At 61.9% G+C, this 21,892-nt stretch carries 19 protein-coding genes; 13 read left to right on the top strand and 6 right to left on the bottom strand.

The annotated features are described in order from the left end of the window. Positions 1-535: 535 nt before the first annotated feature. From HU767_RS17800 to rpmE, 3 genes are all read right to left on the bottom strand, one after another. Positions 536-1,804, bottom strand: coding sequence for a malic enzyme-like NAD(P)-binding protein (locus tag HU767_RS17800; RefSeq protein ID WP_003186625.1), 1,269 nt, complete (start codon positions 1,802-1,804; stop codon positions 536-538). A 184-nt stretch (positions 1,805-1,988) separates the two neighbouring features. After that, positions 1,989-2,771 carry a thermonuclease family protein gene (locus HU767_RS17795; RefSeq protein WP_186730116.1) on the bottom strand — a complete coding sequence of 261 codons (783 nt, stop codon included), beginning with the start codon at positions 2,769-2,771 and terminating at the stop codon, positions 1,989-1,991. Between the two features lie 41 nt (positions 2,772-2,812). Then, positions 2,813-3,037 carry a 50S ribosomal protein L31 gene (gene rpmE, locus HU767_RS17790; RefSeq protein WP_014336159.1) on the bottom strand — a complete coding sequence of 75 codons (225 nt, stop codon included), beginning with the start codon at positions 3,035-3,037 and terminating at the stop codon, positions 2,813-2,815. A gap of 297 nt (positions 3,038-3,334) precedes the next feature. Between rpmE and HU767_RS17785 the strand changes: the two genes are divergently transcribed. From HU767_RS17785 to HU767_RS17740, 10 genes are all read left to right on the top strand, one after another. After that, entirely contained in the window at positions 3,335-5,554 is a 2,220-nt protein-coding gene (locus HU767_RS17785; protein WP_186706089.1) for a primosomal protein N', read from the top strand. Between the two features lie 243 nt (positions 5,555-5,797). Next, a complete protein-coding gene (gene argS, locus HU767_RS17780; RefSeq protein ID WP_186730115.1) occupies positions 5,798-7,534 on the top strand; it encodes an arginine--tRNA ligase in 1,737 nt (578 codons plus the stop codon). A gap of 1 nt (position 7,535) precedes the next feature. Continuing rightward, positions 7,536-8,240, top strand: coding sequence for an SPOR domain-containing protein (locus HU767_RS17775; protein ID WP_053117638.1), 705 nt, complete (start codon positions 7,536-7,538; stop codon positions 8,238-8,240). 257 nt (positions 8,241-8,497) lie between these two features. Beyond that, entirely contained in the window at positions 8,498-9,028 is a 531-nt protein-coding gene (gene hslV / locus HU767_RS17770) for an ATP-dependent protease subunit HslV (RefSeq protein ID WP_003196958.1), read from the top strand. A gap of 43 nt (positions 9,029-9,071) precedes the next feature. Continuing rightward, positions 9,072-10,409 (top strand): ATP-dependent protease ATPase subunit HslU, encoded by a 1,338-nt coding sequence (gene hslU / locus HU767_RS17765; protein ID WP_186706092.1) that lies wholly within the window; start codon positions 9,072-9,074, stop codon positions 10,407-10,409. Between the two features lie 195 nt (positions 10,410-10,604). Further along, complete coding sequence (locus tag HU767_RS17760; protein WP_186730114.1) at positions 10,605-10,982, top strand: DUF971 domain-containing protein; 378 nt, start codon at positions 10,605-10,607, stop codon at positions 10,980-10,982. A gap of 278 nt (positions 10,983-11,260) precedes the next feature. Beyond that, entirely contained in the window at positions 11,261-12,940 is a 1,680-nt protein-coding gene (gene phaC / locus HU767_RS17755; protein WP_186706094.1) for a class II poly(R)-hydroxyalkanoic acid synthase, read from the top strand. 243 nt (positions 12,941-13,183) lie between these two features. Next, entirely contained in the window at positions 13,184-14,041 is an 858-nt protein-coding gene (gene phaZ, locus HU767_RS17750; protein WP_003186648.1) for a poly(3-hydroxyalkanoate) depolymerase, read from the top strand. A gap of 112 nt (positions 14,042-14,153) precedes the next feature. After that, entirely contained in the window at positions 14,154-15,836 is a 1,683-nt protein-coding gene (gene phaC / locus HU767_RS17745) for a class II poly(R)-hydroxyalkanoic acid synthase (protein WP_186706095.1), read from the top strand. Positions 15,837-15,896: 60 nt separating this feature from the next. Beyond that, the gene (locus HU767_RS17740) at positions 15,897-16,517 is read left to right on the top strand and encodes a TetR/AcrR family transcriptional regulator (protein ID WP_186730113.1); all 621 of its coding nucleotides are present in this window, start codon (positions 15,897-15,899) and stop codon (positions 16,515-16,517) included. A 235-nt stretch (positions 16,518-16,752) separates the two neighbouring features. Here the strand turns inward: HU767_RS17740 and HU767_RS17735 are convergent, their stop codons facing one another. The 3 genes from HU767_RS17735 to HU767_RS17725 form a co-directional block, all read right to left on the bottom strand. Then, a complete protein-coding gene (locus HU767_RS17735) occupies positions 16,753-17,652 on the bottom strand; it encodes a phasin family protein (RefSeq protein ID WP_186730112.1) in 900 nt (299 codons plus the stop codon). A 10-nt stretch (positions 17,653-17,662) separates the two neighbouring features. Continuing rightward, a complete protein-coding gene (locus tag HU767_RS17730; protein WP_186706098.1) occupies positions 17,663-18,085 on the bottom strand; it encodes a phasin family protein in 423 nt (140 codons plus the stop codon). Between the two features lie 265 nt (positions 18,086-18,350). After that, a complete protein-coding gene (locus HU767_RS17725) occupies positions 18,351-18,626 on the bottom strand; it encodes a polyhydroxyalkanoic acid system family protein (RefSeq protein WP_053117622.1) in 276 nt (91 codons plus the stop codon). A gap of 155 nt (positions 18,627-18,781) precedes the next feature. Here HU767_RS17725 and ubiE point away from each other — a divergent pair, with 155 nt between their 5' ends. From ubiE to ubiB, 3 genes are read left to right on the top strand one after another with little or no spacing between them, the layout of a single operon-like run. Then, complete coding sequence (gene ubiE / locus HU767_RS17720) at positions 18,782-19,552, top strand: bifunctional demethylmenaquinone methyltransferase/2-methoxy-6-polyprenyl-1,4-benzoquinol methylase UbiE (RefSeq protein WP_003196937.1); 771 nt, start codon at positions 18,782-18,784, stop codon at positions 19,550-19,552. Continuing rightward, a complete protein-coding gene (locus tag HU767_RS17715; RefSeq protein ID WP_186730111.1) occupies positions 19,552-20,169 on the top strand; it encodes an SCP2 domain-containing protein in 618 nt (205 codons plus the stop codon). The genes ubiE and HU767_RS17715 overlap by 1 nt, the downstream gene beginning before the upstream one ends. Positions 20,170-20,172: 3 nt before the next feature. Further along, positions 20,173-21,777 carry a ubiquinone biosynthesis regulatory protein kinase UbiB gene (gene ubiB / locus HU767_RS17710; protein ID WP_186706100.1) on the top strand — a complete coding sequence of 535 codons (1,605 nt, stop codon included), beginning with the start codon at positions 20,173-20,175 and terminating at the stop codon, positions 21,775-21,777. Positions 21,778-21,892 lie beyond the last annotated feature (115 nt).

Genomic DNA, 21,892 nt, shown 5'->3' with positions numbered 1-21,892 from the left:
AAGCTCGCTCCCACAGAGGGATTTGTGGCGGTCGCACAATCAACGTCCACCACCGAACCAATGTGGGAGCCGAGCTTGCTCGCGATGGCGGCAGCCCAGGCAACCCAAAACCCGTGGCGAGGGAGCTCGCTCCCGCTGGCCTGCGCAGCAGGCCCTGCATGTTTATAGACCGACCGCATTGCCCGGTTTGCGACTGCTACGCAGCCGAGCGGGAGCAAGCTCCCTCGCCACAGGGTTGGATTGAGGCTCGAGCGTTGGGCTGAGAGGCCTGGGATGAATTGAAGATAGTCATCGCGAGCAAGCTCGCTCCCACAGAGGGATTTGTGGCGGTCGCACAATCAACGTCCACCACCGAACCAATGTGGGAGCCGAGCTTGCTCGCGATGGCGGCGGGTCAGCTTGCCTCGATGTTGAATGCCAGACTGCAATCGCGAGCAAGCTCGGCTCCCACAGGGATCTGCGGTGCTCATACAAAACCGGCACAAAAAAGCCCCGACTCACAGAGCCGGGGCTTTTTATTTGACGCTACAACGGCTTAGCCGTTGAACACATCATCCACGCTCTTGAGCGGGTAGTTCTTTGGATACGGCAGGGTCGCCACACCTGTCTCGATGGCGGCCTTGGCCACGGCATCGGAGATCAGGGTAATCAGGCGGGCGTCCATTGGTTTCGGGATGATGTACTCACGACCGAATTCCAGCTTGATGCCGCCGTAGGCGTCGCACACTTCCTGAGGCACCGGCAACTTGGCCAGTTCACGCAGGGCGTTGGCGGCCGCGACTTTCATTTCTTCGTTGATGCGCTTGGCGCGAACGTCCAGGGCACCACGGAAGATGAACGGGAAGCCCAGTACGTTGTTGACCTGGTTCGGGTAGTCCGAACGGCCAGTGGCCATGATCACGTCGTTGCGGGTCGCGTGAGCCAGTTCCGGGGAGATTTCCGGGTCTGGGTTCGAGCAGGCGAACACGATTGGGTTCGGTGCCATGCGCAGCAGGTTTTCCGCGCTCAGCAGGTTCGGACCCGACAGGCCGACGAATACGTCGGCACCGTCCAGCGCGTCCGCCAGGGAGCGCTTGTCGGTCGCGTGGGCGAACACGGCTTTGTACTGGTTCAGGTCGTCACGGCCGGAGTGGATCACGCCGGTACGGTCGACCATGAAGATGTTTTCGATCTTGGCGCCCATGCTCACCAGCAACTTCATGCAGGAGATGGCCGCAGCGCCGGCACCCAGGCAGACGATCTTGGCTTCCGGCAGGGTCTTGCCGGCGATTTCCAGGGCGTTGATCATGCCGGCCGCGGTAACGATCGCGGTGCCATGCTGGTCATCGTGGAATACCGGAATGTCGCACTGTTCGATCAGGGCGCGCTCGATCTCGAAGCACTCAGGCGCCTTGATGTCTTCCAGGTTGATGCCACCGAAGGTGATGGAGATGCGCTTGACGGTGTCGATGAAGGCTTGCGGGCTCTCGGAATCGACTTCGATGTCGAAAACGTCGATACCGGCGAAGCGCTTGAACAGCACGCCCTTGCCTTCCATGACTGGCTTGGACGCCAATGGGCCGAGGTTACCCAGGCCGAGGATCGCGGTGCCATCGGAAATGACTGCAACCAGGTTGCCTTTACCGGTGTATTTGTAGGCCAGTTCAGGGTCGCGAGCGATTTCGCGGACTGGTTCGGCTACGCCGGGGCTGTAGGCCAGCGACAAGTCGCGAGCAGTAGCGGTGGCCTTGGTGAGCTCGACACTCAGCTTTCCTGGACGAGGATGAGCGTGATATTCGAGAGCGGCAGTTTTCAGATCAGACATGTGGGCATTCCGCTTTTTACTGTGTTGGACAGACGGACCGCCGAGGATACGCGCCTCGCAAAGTCCCCACAAGACTGACCAGTCACTGCTGTCAAGCGCCCTGCCCTACGACTTTGGGCCAAGAGCCGCGAAACACAAGGGCTACATGCATACAATATAGCGACGGAATGTCTACAATTTTTTCCTACAGAACCGCTTCCAGCATGGCCGGATCAGTCAACGGCAACATCCATCGCGCTTGACCGGCTTTATTTCCGCCACGCCGGGCGCGGTCGATAACCCAGCCACGCGCCTCGATTGTCCGCCCTTTGAGCCGTTCCAGGGCCGAGGCATCAAAACGTCTCTGCAAATTGGGGCCAATGTGCAGGACAACCGCCCCCTGCAATTCAATCCAGATACCACCGCGATTGCGTTGCACGCTTTCTACTCGCCCACGGGTCAGCACGAAGCCGGGGGCATTGATCTGCTCCGCTCGCACCACTGGGGATTTTTTCCAAACACCTGATCCGGCCTGGCGCGCATGACGTTCGGCCATTTGCTGACAACTGACCAGATCAACGTTCGGCGCGACTGCCACCAGAAACCCCAACCCTTCGGCAATCAGGCGCTCTTCGAGGTTCTCGCCCTGGGCGTTGTAGACATGGGCCAGGGTGCGACCGTAATCGTCGCGGTCGTCCTTGCCAGGCAATACGCCCACCCGGCCACCGCTGGCAGCCACCAGGGCCTCGAGTCGCTGGCGCGCCGCCACGGCGAACGGCTCGTCGGCGCGGCCGCGCTTGCCCAGCTCAGGGCTATTGAGGCCGATCATCCGAATGCGGCGGCCATCCTCCAGGTACAAGGTGTCGCCATCCACCACGCGCTGCACCGCCACCTGGGGTAGGTTGCCCGGCGCAGGACAGGCGCCCTGGGCACCGCAGAGCCAAATCGCAGACACAAAAAAGGCGCCCGCGAGGGACGCCTTCTTCATCAGTCTGGAGCAGTCGAGACGACCATCCAAAATGATCAGCCTCAGGCTTTTGGAGTAACTTTGCCGAAAGCACCGAAACGATCGGCGAACTTCTGAACACGGCCGCCGGTATCCAGAGTTTTTTGCTTACCGGTGTAGAACGGGTGGCATTCGTTGCAAACGTCGATCGCCAGGGCTTTGCCGTAGGTCGAACGGGTTTCGAACTTGTTGCCGCAGCTGCAGGTTACGGCAATTGCTGGGTATTCCGGATGGATATCGGTTTTCATGCTGTTTTCCTCAGGCTAGCGTGCCGCCACCCAACACTATTGTTGAATACCGCACGTAATTAGGCCGCGGATTCTACCAGACATCGTCATTCGCGCAAGCTATGCCTTGTACCAACCGTCTGCTAGGCTCCCGGCCTCATGCGCGATCCTTCTTGTGGGACTTGTGGGAGCGGGCTTGCTCGCGAAGGCGGATTATCTGGCAGAAATGATGTGCCTGACACACCGCCTTCGCGAGCAAGCCCGCTCCCACATTCAGCGCCAGCCTCACCCAATGTCTGTTTATTGAGATTGCCCCGCGTGCCCGACGCCATCCTGCGCCTCGCCCTGCCTTCGCCCCTGCGCCGCCTGTTCGACTACCGCGCCCCGGCCGGGATCCTGCGCGCCCAGTTGCAGCCGGGCATGCGCCTGCGGGTGCCGTTCGGCCGGCGGGAAATGATCGGCATCCTGGTGGAAGTCACCGACCACAGCGAGGTCCCGGCCGACAAGCTCAAACCGGCCCTGGCGCTGCTCGATGCCACGCCGCCGCTGCCCGCCTCGCTGTTCAAACTGTGCCTGTGGACGTCCCAGTATTACCAGCACAGCCTCGGCGATACCCTGAGCTGGGCGCTGCCGGTGCTGCTGCGCCAAGGCGAGCTGGCCGAGGCGCGCCAAGAGCGGTTCTGGTCGGTGGCCCCGGGGGCCTCGCTGGACGATCCCCGCATCGCTCGCGCCCCGCGCCAGCGCGAAGCCTTGGCGACCCTGGCCCAACACCCCCATGGCGTGGCCCATCAACTGCTGAGCAAACTGATGCTCAGCAAGGACAGCCTGGACCTGTTGCTGGCCAAGGACCTGGTCCAGGTGGAAATCCGTCGGCACGCCCCCGGCGCCCGCCATGAACATTGGCTGGCCCAGCCGGAACTGCCACTCAATGCCGAGCAGCGGGCCGCTTGCGAAGCGATTCGCGCAGGTTTTGACAGTTATCACGCCTTTCTGTTGGCAGGCGTCACCGGCAGCGGCAAGACCGAGGTCTACCTGCAACTGATCCGCCAGACCCTGGAGGCCGGCAAGCAGGCCCTGGTGCTGATTCCGGAAATCAACCTCGGCCCACAAACCCTGGCGCGCTTCGAACAGCGCTTCAATGCGCGGATCGCCCTGGTGCACTCGGCGGTCAACGACCGTGAACGCCTGGAAGCCTGGCTCGCGGCCCGCGACGGCGAGGCCGACATCATCATCGGCACCCGCTCGGCCCTGTTCACGCCGATGAAGAACCCTGGCCTGATCATCATCGACGAAGAGCACGATGGCTCTTATAAACAGCAGGAAGGCCTGCGCTATCACGCCCGCGACCTGGCATTGGTGCGCGCCCGCCAGGAAAACATCCCGATCGTGCTCGGCTCGGCCACGCCCTCGCTGGAAAGCCTGCACAACGCCTACACCGGCCGCTACGGCCTGTTGCGCCTCAACGAACGGGCCGGTGGCGCCAAGCAACCGCGCTTCCTGCGCCTGGATGTGAAAAGTCGTCCGCTGGACAGCGGTATTTCCGGACCGATGCAGCAAGCCATCGGCCAGACCCTGGCCGCCGGGCAACAGGTGCTGGTATTCCTCAATCGTCGCGGTTTTGCCCCGACCCTGCTGTGCCACGACTGTGGCTGGATGTCTGGCTGCGAACGCTGCGACGCGCGAATGACCGTGCATCAACGCCATGGCGAGCTGCGTTGTCACCATTGCGGCCACGTCGAGCGCGTGCCAAGGCATTGCCCACAGTGCGGCAAAGTGGATTTGCGCCCGGTCGGCGCCGGCACCGAACGCGCCGAAGAACGGCTGGGCATCCTGTTTCCGGACTACCCGGTGTTGCGGGTCGACCGTGACAGCACCTCGCGCAAGGACGCGATGAACCAACTGTTCGCGACGATCCAGAAGGGTCAGCCGTGCATATTGGTGGGCACGCAGATGCTCGCCAAGGGGCATCACTTCCCACGGGTCACCCTGGTGTCGATCCTCGACGCCGATGGCGGGCTATTCTCCGGCGACTTCCGCGCCAGCGAGCGCATGGCGCAATTGATCGTCCAGGTCGCGGGCCGGGCCGGTCGGGCCGAGGAACCGGGCAAAGTGATCATCCAGACGCACCTGGCCGACCACCCACTGCTGATCCAACTGACCGAACAGGGTTACTTCGCCTTCGCCGAGCAGGCCTTGAGCGAACGCCGCAGCGCCGGCCTGCCGCCCTTTGCCCACCTGGCGCTGTTGCGGGCCGAAGCCCACAAGCCGGGGCAGGCCGAAGGTTTCCTCGATGAGGCTTGCAGCGAGGCGGAGCGTTTGCTGGCAGAGCAGAGCCTCACCGGCATTGAACTCCTGGGGCCGGTGCCAGCGCCGATGGAACGGCGAGCCGGGCGCTATCGCGCGCAGCTTTTATTGCAGGCCAATGCCCGGGCGCCGCTGCATCGACTGCTGAGCGCCTGGCTACTGGTACTGGAACAGATGCCCAGCGGGCGGGCGGTGCGCTGGTCGCTGGATGTGGATCCGGTGGATTTGTATTGACCACTGCCCCCCTGTGGGAGCGGGCTTGCTCGCGAAGGTGGTGGGTCAGTTGCGGTGATATTGGCTGTGCCACCGCTTTCGCGAGCAAGCCCGCTCCCACAGGGTCCGAGTGCATGCTGACCATCTGGAATAGTTACCAACCAACCCGCTACAGTTGGCAAGCTCGCCCGCGCCACGGATAATGCCCAGTTTTTCCACCAGCGCATCGAAGCGCCGCCGCGCCTGCGGTTGAAAGAGAAGACCATGAAAGACACCATTCGCCAGCTCATCCAGCAAGCCATCACCCAACTCGTCGCTGAAGGTGTGCTGCCAGAAGGCCTGTCGCCGGCGATTCAGGTCGAGAACACCCGCGACAAGACCCACGGCGACTTCGCCAGCAACATCGCGATGATGCTCGCCAAGCCGGCCGGCATGAAACCTCGCGACCTGGCGGAAAAAATCATCGCCGCGCTGCCGGCCGACGAGAACGTCAGCAAGGCTGACATCGCCGGCCCCGGGTTCATCAATTTCTTCCAGAACACCCAGGCCCTGGCCTCGCGCCTGGACGCGGCGCTGGCCGACGAACGCATCGGCGTGCGCAAGGCCGGCCCGTTGCAGCGCACCGTGGTCGACCTCTCGGCCCCCAACCTGGCCAAGGAAATGCACGTCGGCCACCTGCGCTCGACCATCATCGGCGACGGCGTGGCCCGGGTCCTGGAGTTTCTTGGCGACACCGTGATCCGCCAGAACCACGTCGGCGACTGGGGCACCCAGTTCGGCATGCTGATGGCCTATCTTCAGGAAAACCCGATCACCAGCGATGAGCTGTCGGACCTGGAGAACTTCTACCGCGCCGCCAAGCAACGCTTCGACGAGTCGCCGGAGTTCGCCGACCGCGCCCGTGGCCTGGTGGTCAAGTTGCAGGCCGGCGATGCCGAGTGCCTGGCGCTGTGGACCAAGTTCAAGGACATCTCCCTGTCCCATTGCCAGAAAATCTACGAGCTGCTGAACGTCAAATTGACCATGGCCGACGTGATGGGCGAAAGCGCCTACAACGACGACCTGGTCAACGTGGTCAACGACCTCCGCACCAAGGGCATGCTAGTGGAAAGCAACGGCGCCCAGTGTGTGTTCCTCGACCAGTTCAAGACCGCCGATGGCGAGCCGCTGCCGGTGATCATCGTCAAGGCCGACGGCGGCTACCTCTACGCCACCACCGACCTGGCGGCCGTGCGCTACCGCAACGGCGTGCTCAAGGCCGATCGGGTGCTGTATTTCGTCGATCAGCGTCAGGCCCTGCACTTCCAGCAAGTGTTCGAAGTGGCACGCCTGGCTGGTTTCGTGACCCATCCGATGGAGATGGAGCACATGGGCTTCGGCACCATGAACGGCGCCGACGGTCGTCCGTTCAAGACCCGCGACGGCGGCACGGTGAAGCTGATCGACCTGCTGACCGAAGCCCAGGACCGCGCCTACACCCTGGTCAAGGGCAAGAACCCGGACCTGGCCGAAGACGAACTGCGCAAGATCGCCAAGGTCGTGGGCATCGACGCGGTGAAATACGCCGACCTGTCCAAGCACCGCACCAGCGACTACAGCTTCAACTTCGACCTGATGCTCAATTTCGAAGGCAACACCGCGCCGTACCTGCTGTACGCCTACACCCGCGTGGCGGGCGTGTTCCGCAAGCTCGGCAAAGACTTCAATGAAATAGACGGCCAGATTGTGCTCCAAGCCCCGCAGGAGCAGGAGCTCGCGGCGAAACTGGCGCAGTTCGGCGAAGTGCTGAACAACGTCGCCGACAAAGGCACGCCGCACACGCTATGCGCCTACCTGTACGATGTCGCCGGCCTGTTCTCCAGCTTCTACGAGAACTGCCCGATCCTCAACGCGCAAACCCCGGAGCAAATGCAGAGCCGCCTGCGTCTCGCCGCACTGACCGGGCGCACGCTCAAGCAAGGCCTGGAACTGCTCGGCCTGGAAACCCTGGAGCGCATGTAAGTTGGCCGCCAAGAAAAAACCTGCACCCAAGCGCGGCGCCAGTCGTTACCAGCCCCCGGCCAAACAGCCGATTCCGGGCTGGTTGTGGATGGCCATCGGCCTGACCGTCGGCGCGTTCATTGTGTTTTTGATGAAGCTGGAGCCGGGCCAGGGCGATGACGTCAAGCGCGTCCGCCAGGAGCAGCAGAAAGCCACGCGCATCGCCGAGGCCAACAAGACCCCGCCGAGTCCGACGCAACCAGTGAAGCCGAAGTACGACTTCTACACCTTGCTGCCGGAATCGGAAGTCATCGTGCCGCCCGATGCCGTGCCGGAGAAGACCCTGCCGACGCCACAAGTGCCCCAGGTGCCCACCACACCGGTGACCCCGGCCGAAGCGGCGAAAATCGACACCGCCCGCGCCCAGGCGGCCCTGGCCGGCATCACGCCGCCACCGGCCCCGCCGGTGCAGAAAGCCGCGCCGGTGACGAAGTTCTTCCTGCAAGCCGGTTCGTTCCGCAAGGAAGCCGACGCCGACAAGGTCCGGGCGCAGATCATTCTGCTGGGCCAGTCTGTATCGGTGGAGTCCGGGACGGTGAAGGACGAGACCTGGTACCGGGTACTGGTCGGCCCGTTCAGTAACCGCGAGGAACTGACCAAGGCCCAGAAACAATTGGCGGGCAGCGGGTTCAGCAACCTGTTGTTACAACAACGCCAGAGCCGCTGACTTTCGCTGAGCCCCCTGTGGCCGGGGGGCTTTTGTGGCGAGGGAGCTTGCTCCCGCTGGGCTGCGCAGCAGCCCTAAAAGCTTGGGACCGCTGCGCGGTCCAGCGGGAGCAAGCTCCCTCGCCACAAAGAAGTCCTCTGCCAAAAACAGCGAGGGACCACTCATCCCCTCCGCACCCTTGCAGTTGAAAAACCCCACGCCACCCCCATATGAGTTCCATCCGGGCATTTTCGCCCCGCTGCGTGGAGACTCTTCCCTTGACCACCATCGTTTCAGTCCGCCGTCACGGCAAAGTCGTCATGGGCGGCGACGGCCAGGTTTCATTGGGCAACACCGTGATGAAAGGCAACGCGAAGAAAGTCCGCCGCCTGTACCACGGCGAGGTCATCGCCGGTTTCGCCGGGGCCACTGCCGACGCCTTCACGTTGTTCGAGCGTTTCGAAGGCCAGCTTGAGAAACACCAGGGCCACTTGGTCCGTGCCGCCGTGGAGTTGGCCAAGGAGTGGCGCACCGACCGCTCCCTGAGCCGCCTCGAAGCCATGCTCGCGGTCGCCAACAAGGACGCCTCCTTGATCATCACCGGCAACGGCGACGTCGTTGAACCCGAGGACGGCCTGATCGCCATGGGTTCCGGCGGTGCCTACGCGCAAGCCGCGGCCAGCGCCCTGCTGAAAAAGACCGACCTGTCGGCCCGCGAGATCGTCGAGACTGCCTTGGGCATCGCCGGCGACATCTGTGTCTTCACCAACCACACCCAGACTATTGAGGAGCAGGACCTCGCGGAGTAAGCCCTTCCAGGCCCAGACTTCCGCTTGAGGACCGCCAATTATTATGTCCATGACTCCCCGCGAAATCGTCCACGAACTCAACCGCCATATCATCGGCCAGGACGATGCCAAGCGCGCCGTCGCCATCGCCCTGCGTAACCGCTGGCGCCGGATGCAGCTGCCCGAAGAGCTGCGCGTCGAAGTGACCCCCAAGAACATCCTGATGATCGGCCCGACCGGTGTCGGCAAGACCGAAATCGCCCGGCGCCTGGCCAAGCTCGCCAATGCGCCGTTCATCAAGGTCGAAGCCACCAAGTTCACCGAAGTCGGTTATGTCGGCCGCGACGTCGAATCGATCATCCGTGACTTGGCCGACGCTGCAATCAAGTTGCTGCGCGAACAGGAAATCACCAAGGTCCGCCATCGCGCCGAAGACGCTGCCGAAGAACGCATTCTCGATGCGCTCCTGCCACCAGCGCGCATGGGCTTCAACGCCGACTCCGCCGCGACACAGGATTCCAACACCCGCCAGTTGTTCCGCAAGCGCCTGCGCGAAGGCCAACTGGATGACAAGGAAATCGAGATCGAAGTGGCCGAAATGGCTGGCGTCGACATTTCCGCGCCACCGGGCATGGAAGAAATGACCAACCAGTTGCAGAGCCTGTTCGCCAACATGGGCAAGGGCAAGAAGAAGAGCCGCAAGCTCAAGGTCAAGGAAGCGCTGAAACTGGTGCGCGACGAAGAAGCCGGCCGCCTGGTCAACGAAGAAGAATTGAAGGCCAAGGCACTGGAAGCGGTCGAGCAGCATGGCATCGTGTTTATCGATGAAATCGACAAGGTTGCCAAGCGCGGCAATGTCGGCGGTGCCGATGTGTCCCGCGAAGGCGTTCAACGCGACCTGCTGCCGCTGATCGAAGGCTGCACGGTCAACACCAAGCTGGGCATGGTCAAGACCGACCACATCCTGTTCATTGCGTCCGGTGCGTTCCACCTGAGCAAACCGAGCGACCTAGTGCCGGAGCTGCAGGGTCGCTTGCCGATCCGTGTCGAACTCAAGGCGCTGACGCCGGAAGACTTCGAGCGCATCCTCAGCGAGCCCCATGCGTCCCTGACCGAACAGTATTGCGCGCTGCTCAAGACCGAAGGCCTGAGCATCGAGTTCACGCCAGAAGGCATCAAGCGCCTGGCGCAGATCGCCTGGCAGGTCAACGAAAAGACCGAGAACATCGGTGCCCGTCGCCTGCACACGCTGCTCGAACGCTTGCTCGAGGAAGTCTCGTTCAGCGCCGGCGACCTGGCCAGCGCCCACAACGAAGCGCCGATCCTCATCGACGCCGAGTACGTCAACAGCCACCTGGGTGAGCTGGCGCAGAACGAAGACCTGTCGCGGTATATCCTGTAAGCCACCCCCAGTGTGAGCGAGCTCCTGTGGCGAGGGAGCTTGCTCCCGCTGGGCTACGAAGTAGCCCCAAGAACCAGAAGCCACCGCTCAATCAGGTGGATCGCAACGAGTTTTTGGGAGGGCTTCGCCCTCCAGCGGGAGCAAGCTCCCTCGCCACATAATGTTCACACATGGCTTCAAGAGACTGACGACCCCATGACCAAACTCCCCACCGCCGTCAACCTGCACAAAGCCTCCAAGACCCTGACGCTCAAATACGCGCCAGACGAGGAGTACCACCTGCCCGCCGAATTCCTGCGGGTGCACTCGCCTTCCGCCGAGGTCCAGGGCCATGGCAAACCCATCCTGCAATACGGCAAGCTCAACGTTGCCCTGACCAAGGTCGAACCGGCCGGCCAGTACGCACTGAAACTGACCTTCGACGACGGCCACGACAGCGGTTTGTTCACCTGGGACTACCTCTACCAGTTGGCGGTGCGCCAACAAGACTTGTGGAACGATTATCTTGGCGAACTCAAGGCCGCCGGAAAAACCCGCGATCCGAACGAGTCCGTCGTCAAGCTGATGCTCTAACTCAAGGGCTGGCGCTTTAGGGCGAATTTTCTAGACTCATCTGCTTGAATGCCCGCGCAGCAACGTCAATGACTGGCCTGCTTGCGAAAAAAATTAAACTCGGGTAACCAATGGAGCTGGCAAGTTCCCTGCAAAGGAACCGGCGAGTTCCTGGCACACGTTTCCTCATTGCCCTCGATGCGGAATTTATGGTCACCCCGAGCAGCGTACCTGGTATTGGCCTTGCGGCTTCATGGCACGATCCCGGTACTCGTCTGAAGGACAATGGAGCGTCGTAGATGAGCAACAAGAACAACGATGAGTTGAAGTACCAAGCCTCGGAAAACACCCTGGGCTTGAATCCCGTCGTCGGCTTGCGCAGGAAAGACCTGCTGGCCTCTGCCCGGATGGTGCTGACCCAGGCCATCAAGCAACCACTGCACAGCGTCAAGCACGTCGCCCATTTCGGCGTCGAGCTCAAGAACGTCCTGTTCGGCAAGTCCGAGCTGCAACCGGCCGGTGACGACCGTCGCTTCGCCGACCCGGCGTGGAGCCAGAACCCACTCTACAAACGTTACCTGCAAACCTACCTGGCGTGGCGCAAGGAGCTGCACGCCTGGATCGACGACAGCAACCTGCCGCCCGCGGACATCAGCCGCGGGCATTTCGTGATCAACCTGATGACCGAAGCCATGGCCCCGACCAACTCGGCGGCCAACCCGGCGGCGGTCAAGCGCTTCTTCGAAACCGGCGGCAAGAGCTTGCTCGACGGACTGTCCCACCTGGCCAAGGATATCGTGCACAACGGCGGGATGCCGAGCCAGGTGAACATGGGCGCGTTCGAGGTCGGCAAGAGCCTGGGCGTGACCGAAGGCGCCGTGGTGTTTCGCAACGACGTGCTGGAGCTGATCCAGTACCGGCCCATCACCGAGCAGGTCCACGAGCGACCGCTGCTGGTGGTGCCACCACAGATCAACAAGTTCTACGTCTTCGACCTGAGTCCGGACAAGAGCCTGGCGCGCTTCTGCCTGCGCAGCAACGTACAGACGTTCATTGTCAGCTGGCGCAACCCCACCAAGGCCCAGCGCGAATGGGGCCTGTCGACCTACATCGAGGCGCTCAAGGAAGCGGTGGACGTGGTCACGGCCATCACCGGCAGCAAGGACGTGAACATGCTCGGTGCCTGCTCCGGTGGCATCACCTGCACCGCGCTGCTGGGCCATTACGCCGCCCTCGGCGAGAAAAAGGTCAATGCCCTGACCTTGCTGGTGAGTGTGCTCGACACCACCCTGGACACCGACGTGGCGCTGTTCGTCGATGAACAGACCCTGGAAGCGGCCAAGCGCCACTCCTACCAGGCCGGCGTACTCGAAGGCCGCGACATGGCCAAGGTCTTTGCCTGGATGCGCCCCAACGACCTGATCTGGAACTACTGGGTCAACAATTACCTGCTGGGCAACGAACCGCCGGTGTTCGACATCCTGTTCTGGAACAACGACACCACACGGTTGCCGGCGGCGTTCCACGGCGACCTCATCGAAATGTTCAAGAACAATCCACTGATCCGCCCCAACGCATTGGAAGTGTGCGGCACGCCCATCGACCTCAAGCAGGTCACCGCCGACATCTTCTCCCTGGCCGGCACCAACGACCACATCACGCCATGGAAGTCCTGCTACAAGTCCGCGCAATTGTTCGGCGGCAAGGTGGAGTTCGTGCTGTCGAGCAGCGGTCATATCCAGAGCATTCTCAACCCGCCCGGCAACCCCAAGTCGCGCTACATGACCGGCGAGGACATGCCGGCCAAGGCCGAGGACTGGCAGGAAAACTCCACCAAGCACACCGACTCCTGGTGGCTGCACTGGCAGGCCTGGCAGGCCGAGCGCTCGGGCAAACTGAAAAAAGCCCCGACCGTGCTGGGCAACAAGGCCTACCCGGCCGGTGAAGCGGCACCGGGCACCTATGTGCATGAGCGGTGATGGATGCAACTCGTCTGCTGGGGGGGTGGGCGTGCTCACGAATGCACTCCGGCAGCCGACATTAACGGTGAATGCAAGGCCGTCTTCGCGAGCAAGCCCGCTCCCACATTGGGTTTGGCTGTGAACATGAGTTTCAGGTTCGCAACCGATCTAATGTGGGAGCGGGCTTGCTCGCGAAGGCCGCGACTCGGTCCGACAGACCGAACACTGGTAACCCGAGACATGACCCACAGGGCTTGAAGCATGCCGCAACCGTACATCTTCCGTACCGTCGATCTGGATGGCCAGACCTTGCGCACCGCGGTACGTCCCGGCAAGCCTCACTTGACGCCATTGCTAATTTTCAACGGCATCGGCGCCAACCTGGAGCTGGTGTTTCCGTTCATCCAGGCCCTGGACCCGGACCTGGAAGTCATCGCCTTTGACGTGCCCGGCGTCGGCGGTTCATCGACGCCCAACCGGCCGTATCGCTTTCCGGGCCTGGCCAAACTCACCGCACGGATGCTCGATTACCTCGACTACGGGCAGGTCAACGTGATCGGCGTATCCTGGGGCGGCGCCCTGGCCCAGCAGTTCGCCTACGACTACCCGGAGCGCTGCAAGAAGCTGGTACTGGCGGCCACGGCGGCTGGGGCGGTGATGGTGCCGGGCAAACCGAAGGTGCTGTGGATGATGGCCAGCCCCCGGCGTTATGTTCAACCGTCCCACGTGATGCGTATCGCGCCACTGATCTATGGTGGTTCGTTCCGCCGCGACCCGAGCCTGGCGGCCAGCCACGCAGCCAAGGTGCGTTCGGCGGGCAAGCTCGGTTACTACTGGCAACTGTTCGCCGGCCTCGGCTGGACCAGCATCCACTGGCTGCACAAGATCCACCAGCCGACCCTGGTGCTGGCCGGCGATGACGACCCGCTGATTCCACTGATCAACATGCGCATGCTGGCCTGGCGCATTCCCAACGCCCAATTGCACATCATCGATGACGGCCATCTGTTCCTGATCACCCGGGCCGAGGCGGTGGCGCCGATCATCATGAAATTCCTGGAGGAAGAACGTCAGCGCGCGGTGATGCATCCGCATCCCTCGCCGCTGGGCGGTGGCTGAAACCGCCCATTAGCGCCTGGCAGGACGCCGGATTGCGCAGCAACCCGAAACAGCGACTATGTTGTCTGGTTCGGTGTGTTTGTTTTTAGCCTGATGACGAAGGAGTTGACTCATGCGCGACAAACCGGCGAAGGGTTCCATGCCCGCACCTGCCAGTTTCATCAACGCACAAAGTGCGGTCACCGGACTGCGTGGCAGGGACCTGCTGTCCACCCTACGCAGCGTGGCCGCACACGGCTTGCGCAACCCGGTGCACAGTGCCCGGCATGCGTTGAAACTGGGCAGTCAATTGGGCCGTGTGCTGCTGGGCGAGACCCTTCACCCCACCAACCCCAACGACCCGCGTTTCGCCGATCCCACCTGGCAGCTCAACCCCTTCTACCGCCGCAGTTTGCAGGCCTACCTGAGTTGGCAAAAACAGGTCAAGAGCTGGATCGACGAAAGCGACATGAACGAGGACGACCGCGCCCGCGCCCACTTCGCCTTCGCCCTGCTCAACGACGCCGTAGCGCCGTCCAATACCTTACTCAACCCGCTGGCGGTCAAGGAACTGTTCAACTCCGGCGGCTCCAGCCTGGTCCGAGGCATCAGCCACCTGGTGGACGACCTGCTGCACAACGACGGCTTGCCGCGCCAAACCACGCCCCACGCCTTTGAAGTCGGCAAGACCCTGGCGACCACACCCGGCGCGGTGGTGTTTCGCAACGAACTGCTCGAACTGATCCAGTACCGGCCCATGAGCGAAAAGCAGTACGCCAAGCCATTGCTGATCGTCCCGCCGCAGATCAACAAATTCTATATTTTCGACCTCAGCCCCTCCAACAGCTTTGTCCAGTACGCCCTGAAAAACGGTTTGCAGGTCTTCATCATCAGTTGGCGCAACCCGGACGTACGCCACCGCGAATGGGGCCTGTCCAGCTATGTCGAGGCCACCGAAGAGGCGATGAATGTGTGCCGGGCGATCACTGGCGCTCGCGAGGTCAACCTGATGGGCGCCTGCGCCGGGGGCATGACCATCGCCGCCCTGCAAGGCCACCTGCAAGCCAAGCGCCAGCTGCGCCGGGTCGCCAGTGCCACGTACCTGGTGAGCCTGCTGGACAGTCAGATCGACAGCCCGGCCACGCTGTTCATCGACGAACAGACCCTCGAAGCCGCCAAGCGCCGCTCCTACCAGAAAGGCATCCTCGATGGTCGCGACATGGCCCGGGTGTTCGCCTGGATGCGCCCCAACGATCTGATCTGGACCTACTTCATCAACAACTACCTGCTGGGCAAGGAACCGCCAGCCTTCGACATCCTCTACTGGAACAACGACTGCACGCGGCTGCCGGCGGCCTACCACGGCGACCTGCTGGACTTCTTCAAGCACAACCCACTGACCCATCCCGGCGGCCTGGAAGTGTGCGGCACGCCCATCGACCTGCAAAAAGTGACAGTGGACAGCTTCAGCGTGGGCGGTATCAACGACCACATCACACCCTGGGACGCGGTGTATCGCTCGACCCTCCTGCTGGGGGGCGAAAAACGCTTCGTGCTCTCCAACAGCGGCCATGTCCAGAGCATCCTCAATCCGCCAGGCAACCCCAAGGCCAACTACATCGAAAGCGCAAAGCTGAGCAGCGACCCGCGAGCCTGGTACTACGACGCCACGCATGTCGAAGGCAGCTGGTGGACGCAATGGCTGGGCTGGATCCAGGCACGCTCCGGCGCCCAGCACGAAACCCAGATGACCTTGGGCAACGTTAATTACCCGCCGCTGGACGCCGCCCCTGGAACCTATGTTCGCGTGCGCTGAAGGCCTCACGCCACGGCCAGGCGCTTGGCCGTGGCACGACTTGACCATTAAGAAGACCGGATGAAAACCCGCGACCGCATCCTTGAATGTGCCCTGCAATTATTCAACAAAAAGGGCGAGCCGAACGTATCGACGATGGAAGTTGCCAACGAAATGGGCATCAGCCCAGGCAACCTCTACTACCACTTCCATGGCAAGGAACCGCTGATCCTGGGGCTGTTCGAGCGCTTCCAGAGCGAGCTGGCGCCGCTGCTCGACCCACCGGCGGACGCGCAGTTGGCGCCGGAAGACTACTGGCTGTTCCTGCACTTGATCGTCGAGCGCCTGGCCCAGTACCGGTTTCTGTTCCAGGACCTGTCCAACCTGGCCGGACGCCTGCCGAAGCTGGCCAAGGGCATCCGCCAATTGCTCAACGCCCTGAAGCGAACCCTCGCCTCACTGCTGGCGCAACTCAAGGCGCAGGGGTTGTTGGTCAGCGACACCCAGGCCTTGGGGCAACTGGTGGAACAGATCACCATGACCCTGCTGTTCTCCCTGGACTATCAGCGGATCCTCGGCCGCGAGGGCGAGGTTCGATTGGTGGTCTATCAGATCATGATGCTGGTGGCCCCACACTTGCCGCCCGCAACCAAGGTGGCGACAGAGCGACTGGCGTTGCGGTACCTGGAAGAACACGACTAACCAGTGGCAGTGGCAGTGGCAGTGGCAGTGGCAGTGGCAGTGGCAGATCCATTGTGGGAGCGAGCTTTGTGGGAGCAAAGCTTGCTCGCGATCCAGGCGCTGCGGTCCTCAAGAGACCGCGGCGTTTTCATCGCGGGCAAGCCTTGCTCCCACAAAGCTCGCTCCCACAGGTTGACCTGCGTACAAATAAAAAAGCCCGGCCTACATAGACCGGGCATTTTTATCAGCCCTGATATCAGGACTGGGTGGAAGGCGGCGTTGGAGCCTGCGCCGGTGCTGGAGTGGCGACCGGGGTCGGAGCCGCGGCGGAGTTCGTCGTGCTCGCCGGGGTTGCCGGTTTGGCGGCCGCGGTGGGTGCCTTGGGTGCGGCAGCTTTTGGCGCGGCCGGTTTTTTCACTGCAGGCTTTTTCGCCGCAGCAGGTTTGGCCGCCGCTTTTGCCGCAGGCTTGGCAGCGGGTTTAGCCGCTGGTTTAGCCGCAGCAGGTTTAGCTGCCGCCGGTTTGGCTGCAGGTTTTGCAGCAGGCTTGGCGGCCGCTTTCGCCGCTACCGGTTTGGCTGCTGCCTTGGCAGCGGGTTTGGCCGCTGCGGTTTTAGCCGCTGGCTTGGCCGCTGCTTTCGCCGCAGGTTTGGCAGCGGGTTTTGCCGCAGCCTTGACCAGTGGCTTGGCTGCCGTTTTAGCGGCCGGTTTGGCCGCCGCCGTCTTGGCCGCCACCGGTGCGACTTTGGCGCCGGTGAGTTTTTCGATCTGCTTGGTCAGTGTGTCGACCTTGCTGTGCAACGCCTTGACTTCATTACGGCTCGGCACGCCCAGGCGGGAGATCGCACTGTTCAGACGCTTGTCGAAAGCCCCTTCCAGTTCGTCCCATTTGCCCAGTGCACGATCTTTCACGCCGCCGATTCGCGACTTGGCGGACTCGGCAGAGTCCTTGGCTGCATCGACTTGTTTGCCGACCGCCGTCTTAGTGAGTTTTTCGGCCTTTTCGCCGTCCTTAACCAGAGACTCGAAGAGCTTGCTGCCGTCAGTGTCGATCTTCGAGTACACGCCTAAACCAGCCAGCCAGATTTTGCGGGAATACTTTTCAATCTTCCCGGCCCACGAGCTGCCTTCTTTTTCTGTGATTTTTTTGCCAGCCATCCCGTTCTCCTTAATGTTTACGCGCGACACGTTCGAGCAATGCTGTCAGCTCATCGAGCTTAGCAGAGAGTGCCTCAACGTCATGTTTAGACGGAATGCCGATACGATTCAAGGCACTTGCAACACGGGCATCGAATACCTTCTCGACTTTATCGAGTTGTACTTCAACCCGAGCCTTGAAAGTATTGACGTCGGTCTTGGCTTCAATCAATTCGCTGTTGGCCGCTTCAAGTTTCCCGGCAATTTTCTTTTTGCCTTTGGTTTCAATAACTTCGCCAGCTTTTACCAACTCTTGAAAATACTCGCCGCCTTCCTGGCCGACCTTCGTGTAGGCGCCCAGACCCGCCAGCCAGATCTTGCGCGCGTACGTTTTCACGTCGCTGAGCGTGGAAGATTCAACGTCGGTTTTTTTCTTGAAAATAACTTTGGCCATGGTGCACCTCACTCGAAAAAGGTTTGAGGAACTGCCCGCACAGGGACGGGCTCAGGCACAAAGTAGTGGCAATAATTAGAAACGGCACCCTAACAACTGACACATATTCCGAAGGCGATGACTGCCATTGTGGGAGCGGGCTTGCTCGCGAATGCGGTGAGTCAGTCAACATCAATAGTGACTGACCCACCGCATTCGCGATCAAGCCCGCTCCCACAGGGTTGGGGGGTGAACTTTAATTTTGCATTCGCCACCCTTTCATCAATCAAGCCAACGCCTTATCCAGCGCCTTTTCGATTTCGCCTTTGATCGTGCCGCTCATGGCCGACATCAACATGCCCAGCTCCACGTCGACGCGGATCGAATCCTCGCCCACGTGCACTTCGCCCTTGACCCCGGAACGCTTGAGTTTCAGGGTATCGCCCACCCACTGCGGCTCCAGGCCATAGCTGTCGGACAACTTCTGCGCCAGCTTGTCGGCCTTCTCTCGCGCCGCTTCCTTGCCCAGGCCATGGGCACGTTCAACCGTTATACGGGCCATCGGATGACTCCTGTTTTATCGGGACTTGCCTGAACGTTTCAAACCCTGGCTGCGTCAAAACGTCCCGGCGGTTGCCCATCTTACCTTCAGCCTTGCCAAGACAAAGCCCTCCACCGGGATTAGAATGTCCCGCATTCTTTTTTGGTGACCGCGATATGACTGATCAGCGCAAAGGCAGCGATGCCGAACCCACCACTCACTTCGGCTTCAAGAACGTGCCGGAAAGCCAGAAGGCGGAAAAAGTCGCCGAGGTTTTTCACTCCGTAGCCGCCAAGTACGACTTGATGAACGACCTGCTCTCGGGCGGCATGCACCGGCTCTGGAAGCGTTTCGCGATCGAGCTGTCGGGCGTGCGCAGCGGTAACCGCGTGCTGGACATCGCCGGCGGCACGGGCGACCTGACGAAGAAGTTCTCCCACATCGTCGGGCCGACCGGCCAAGTGGTCCTGGCCGACATCAACGAATCCATGCTCAAGGTCGGTCGCGACCGCCTGCTGGACCTGGGTGTGGCCGGCAATGTTGAATTCGTCCAGGCCGACGCCGAGAAGCTGCCGTTCCCCGACAACCATTTCGACTGCGTGACCATCGCTTTCGGCCTGCGCAACGTCACCCACAAGGAAGACGCCCTGCGTTCGATGCTGCGCGTGCTCAAGCCCGGCGGTCGCCTGCTGGTGCTGGAGTTCTCCAAGCCAACCAACGCGCTGATGTCCAAGGCCTATGACGCCTACTCGTTCGCCTTCATGCCGTTGATGGGCAAGCTGATCACCAATGACTCGGAAAGCTACCGCTACCTGGCCGAATCGATCCGCATGCACCCGAACCAGGAAACCCTGAAGTCGATGATGGTCGAGGCCGGTTTCGACCGCGTGACCTACCACAACATGACCGCAGGCATCGTCGCCCTGCATCGCGGTATCAAGCCCTGATGTTGCTCACCGGCCTGCTCGCCAGCGTCGAACTCGGCCTCAACCGGGTGCTGCGCCTGGACAGCACGGCGCTCCCGCGCCTGGCGCACTTGAGCGGCAAAGTGATCGCCGTCGACTGTCGTAGCCCGGCGTTGCGGTTGTTCATCCTGCCCAGCGACGAAGGCCTGATGCTCGCCGCCCACTGGGAAGCCGAAGTGGACTGCACGCTGCGCGCCCCGGCGGCGAGCCTGCTGAGCCTGGCCCTGGGCAAGGACAAGAGCGCGGCGCTGCACAGCCCCGACGTCGAGCTCGACGGCGACAGCGGCGTACTGCTGGAACTGGCTGCGATTCTCCAGGATCTGGAGCTGGACTGGGAATACGAAGTGTCCCGCTGGATCGGCCCGGTGGCGACCCAGCTACTTAGCGGCCATTTGAACAGCCGCCGCCGCTGGTATCGCCAGGGCTTCGCCAGCCTGGGACAGAATCTGAGTGAATACCTGGCCGAAGAATCGCGTACCCTCGTAGGCCAACGCGAGGCCCAGGCCCGTTTTGATGAACTGGACCAGGTCAAGCTTGACCTGGAACGACTCGAGGCGCGTTTCGAGCGCCTTTCCCGATCCCTTGAAACCAAGCGATAACGCATGAAGCTGCTTGCCGTCCGCCGTTTGTTGCGCATCCAGCGCGTCGTGATCCGCTACCGCCTCGATGACCTGCTGTTCGCCTTGCCGCTGCCCTGGTTCCTCCTGGCGCTGCGCTTCGTGCTGCCGTGGCGCTGGTTTCCCCGGCGAACCCTGGACCTGAGTCGCGGCGCGCGCCTGCGCCTGGCTCTGCAAGACCTGGGACCGATCTTCATCAAGTTCGGGCAGATCCTCTCGACCCGTCGCGACCTGTTGCCCGAAGACATCGCCGACGAGCTGATGTTGCTGCAAGACCGCGTGCCGCCGTTCGATTCCAAGCTGTCGGTGGCACTGATCGAGGAACAGTTGGGCAAGAAGATCAGCGAAGTCTTCAGCCGTTTCGATGTCGAGCCCCTGGCCTCGGCTTCCGTGGCCCAGGTTCACGCCGCGCAACTCAAGAGCGGCGAAGAAGTGGTGGTCAAGGTCATTCGCCCGGGCCTCAAGCCGATCATCGCCCAGGACCTGGCGTGGCTGTTCATTCTCGCTCGCGCCGCCGAGCGGTTGTCGGCCGATGCCCGCCTGCTGCACCCGGTGGACGTGGTCCAGGATTACGAAAAAACCATCTACGACGAACTCGACCTGCTGCGCGAGGCCGCCAACGCCAGCCAGTTGCGTCGCAACTTCGAAGGCTCGCCGCTGCTCTATGTGCCGCAAGTCTATTGGGACTGGTGCCGGCCGAAAGTATTGGTGATGGAGCGCATCTACGGCATCCAGGTGACTGACCTGGCGACCTTGGCAGACCAGCGCACTGACATGAAATTGCTGGCCGAGCGCGGCGTGGAAATTTTCTTCACCCAGGTATTTCGCGATAGTTTTTTCCACGCCGACATGCACCCGGGCAACATCTTCGTCAGCACCGTACAGCCATGGAGCCCGCAATACATTGCCATCGACTGCGGCATCGTCGGCAGCCTGACCCCTGAGGACCAGGACTACCTGGCACGTAACCTGTTCGCCTTCTTCAAGCGTGACTACCGTCGCGTCGCCCAACTGCACATCGATTCAGGCTGGGTGCCGGCCGAGACCAAGCTCAACGAATTCGAAGCGGCGATCCGTACCGTGTGCGAACCGATCTTCGAAAAACCGTTAAAAGATATTTCCTTCGGCCAGGTGCTGATGCGCCTGTTCCAGACTGCGCGTCGCTTCAACATGGAGGTCCAGCCGCAGTTGGTGCTGTTGCAGAAAACCCTGCTGAACATCGAGGGTCTGGGCCGTCAGCTGTACCCGGACCTCGACCTGTGGAACACCGCCCAACCGTTCCTCGAACGCTGGATGCGCGAGCGCGTCAGCCCGCGAACCTTGCTGGGCAACGTGCAGAGCCAATTCGAGCAGATCCCGCACCTGGCCAATATGACCCGCGACCTGCTCGAACGCATGTCCCAGCCCCACGCCCACGACCCGGCGCCCCCGTGGCATCGACGCAAGGACGACTGGCTGTTGCGCCTGCTTGGCGCGGCTCACCTGGGGGGCGGCGCGGTGCTGGCGACCGGCGGGCCGCTGAGCCAACTGGGCCACTGGCCGGCCGGTATCATGGTGGTGGTCGGTCTGTATCTGGTCGTTCGTCGATAGCACGGATCAGTTGCAAGCGATAAGCTGCAAGCCTCAAGCTAAAACGGTGAACCCATCGCTCAACCCAACACAGAATCGCTTTTACTTGCAGCTTGAAGCTTAAAGCTTGCCGCTG

This window comes from Pseudomonas sp. SWRI179 (assembly GCF_014268705.1).
GTDB classification, from domain to species: domain Bacteria; phylum Pseudomonadota; class Gammaproteobacteria; order Pseudomonadales; family Pseudomonadaceae; genus Aquipseudomonas; species Aquipseudomonas zanjanensis.
Note: the sequence above shows the minus strand (reverse complement) of the source record. Positions and strands in the feature narration are given on the sequence as shown.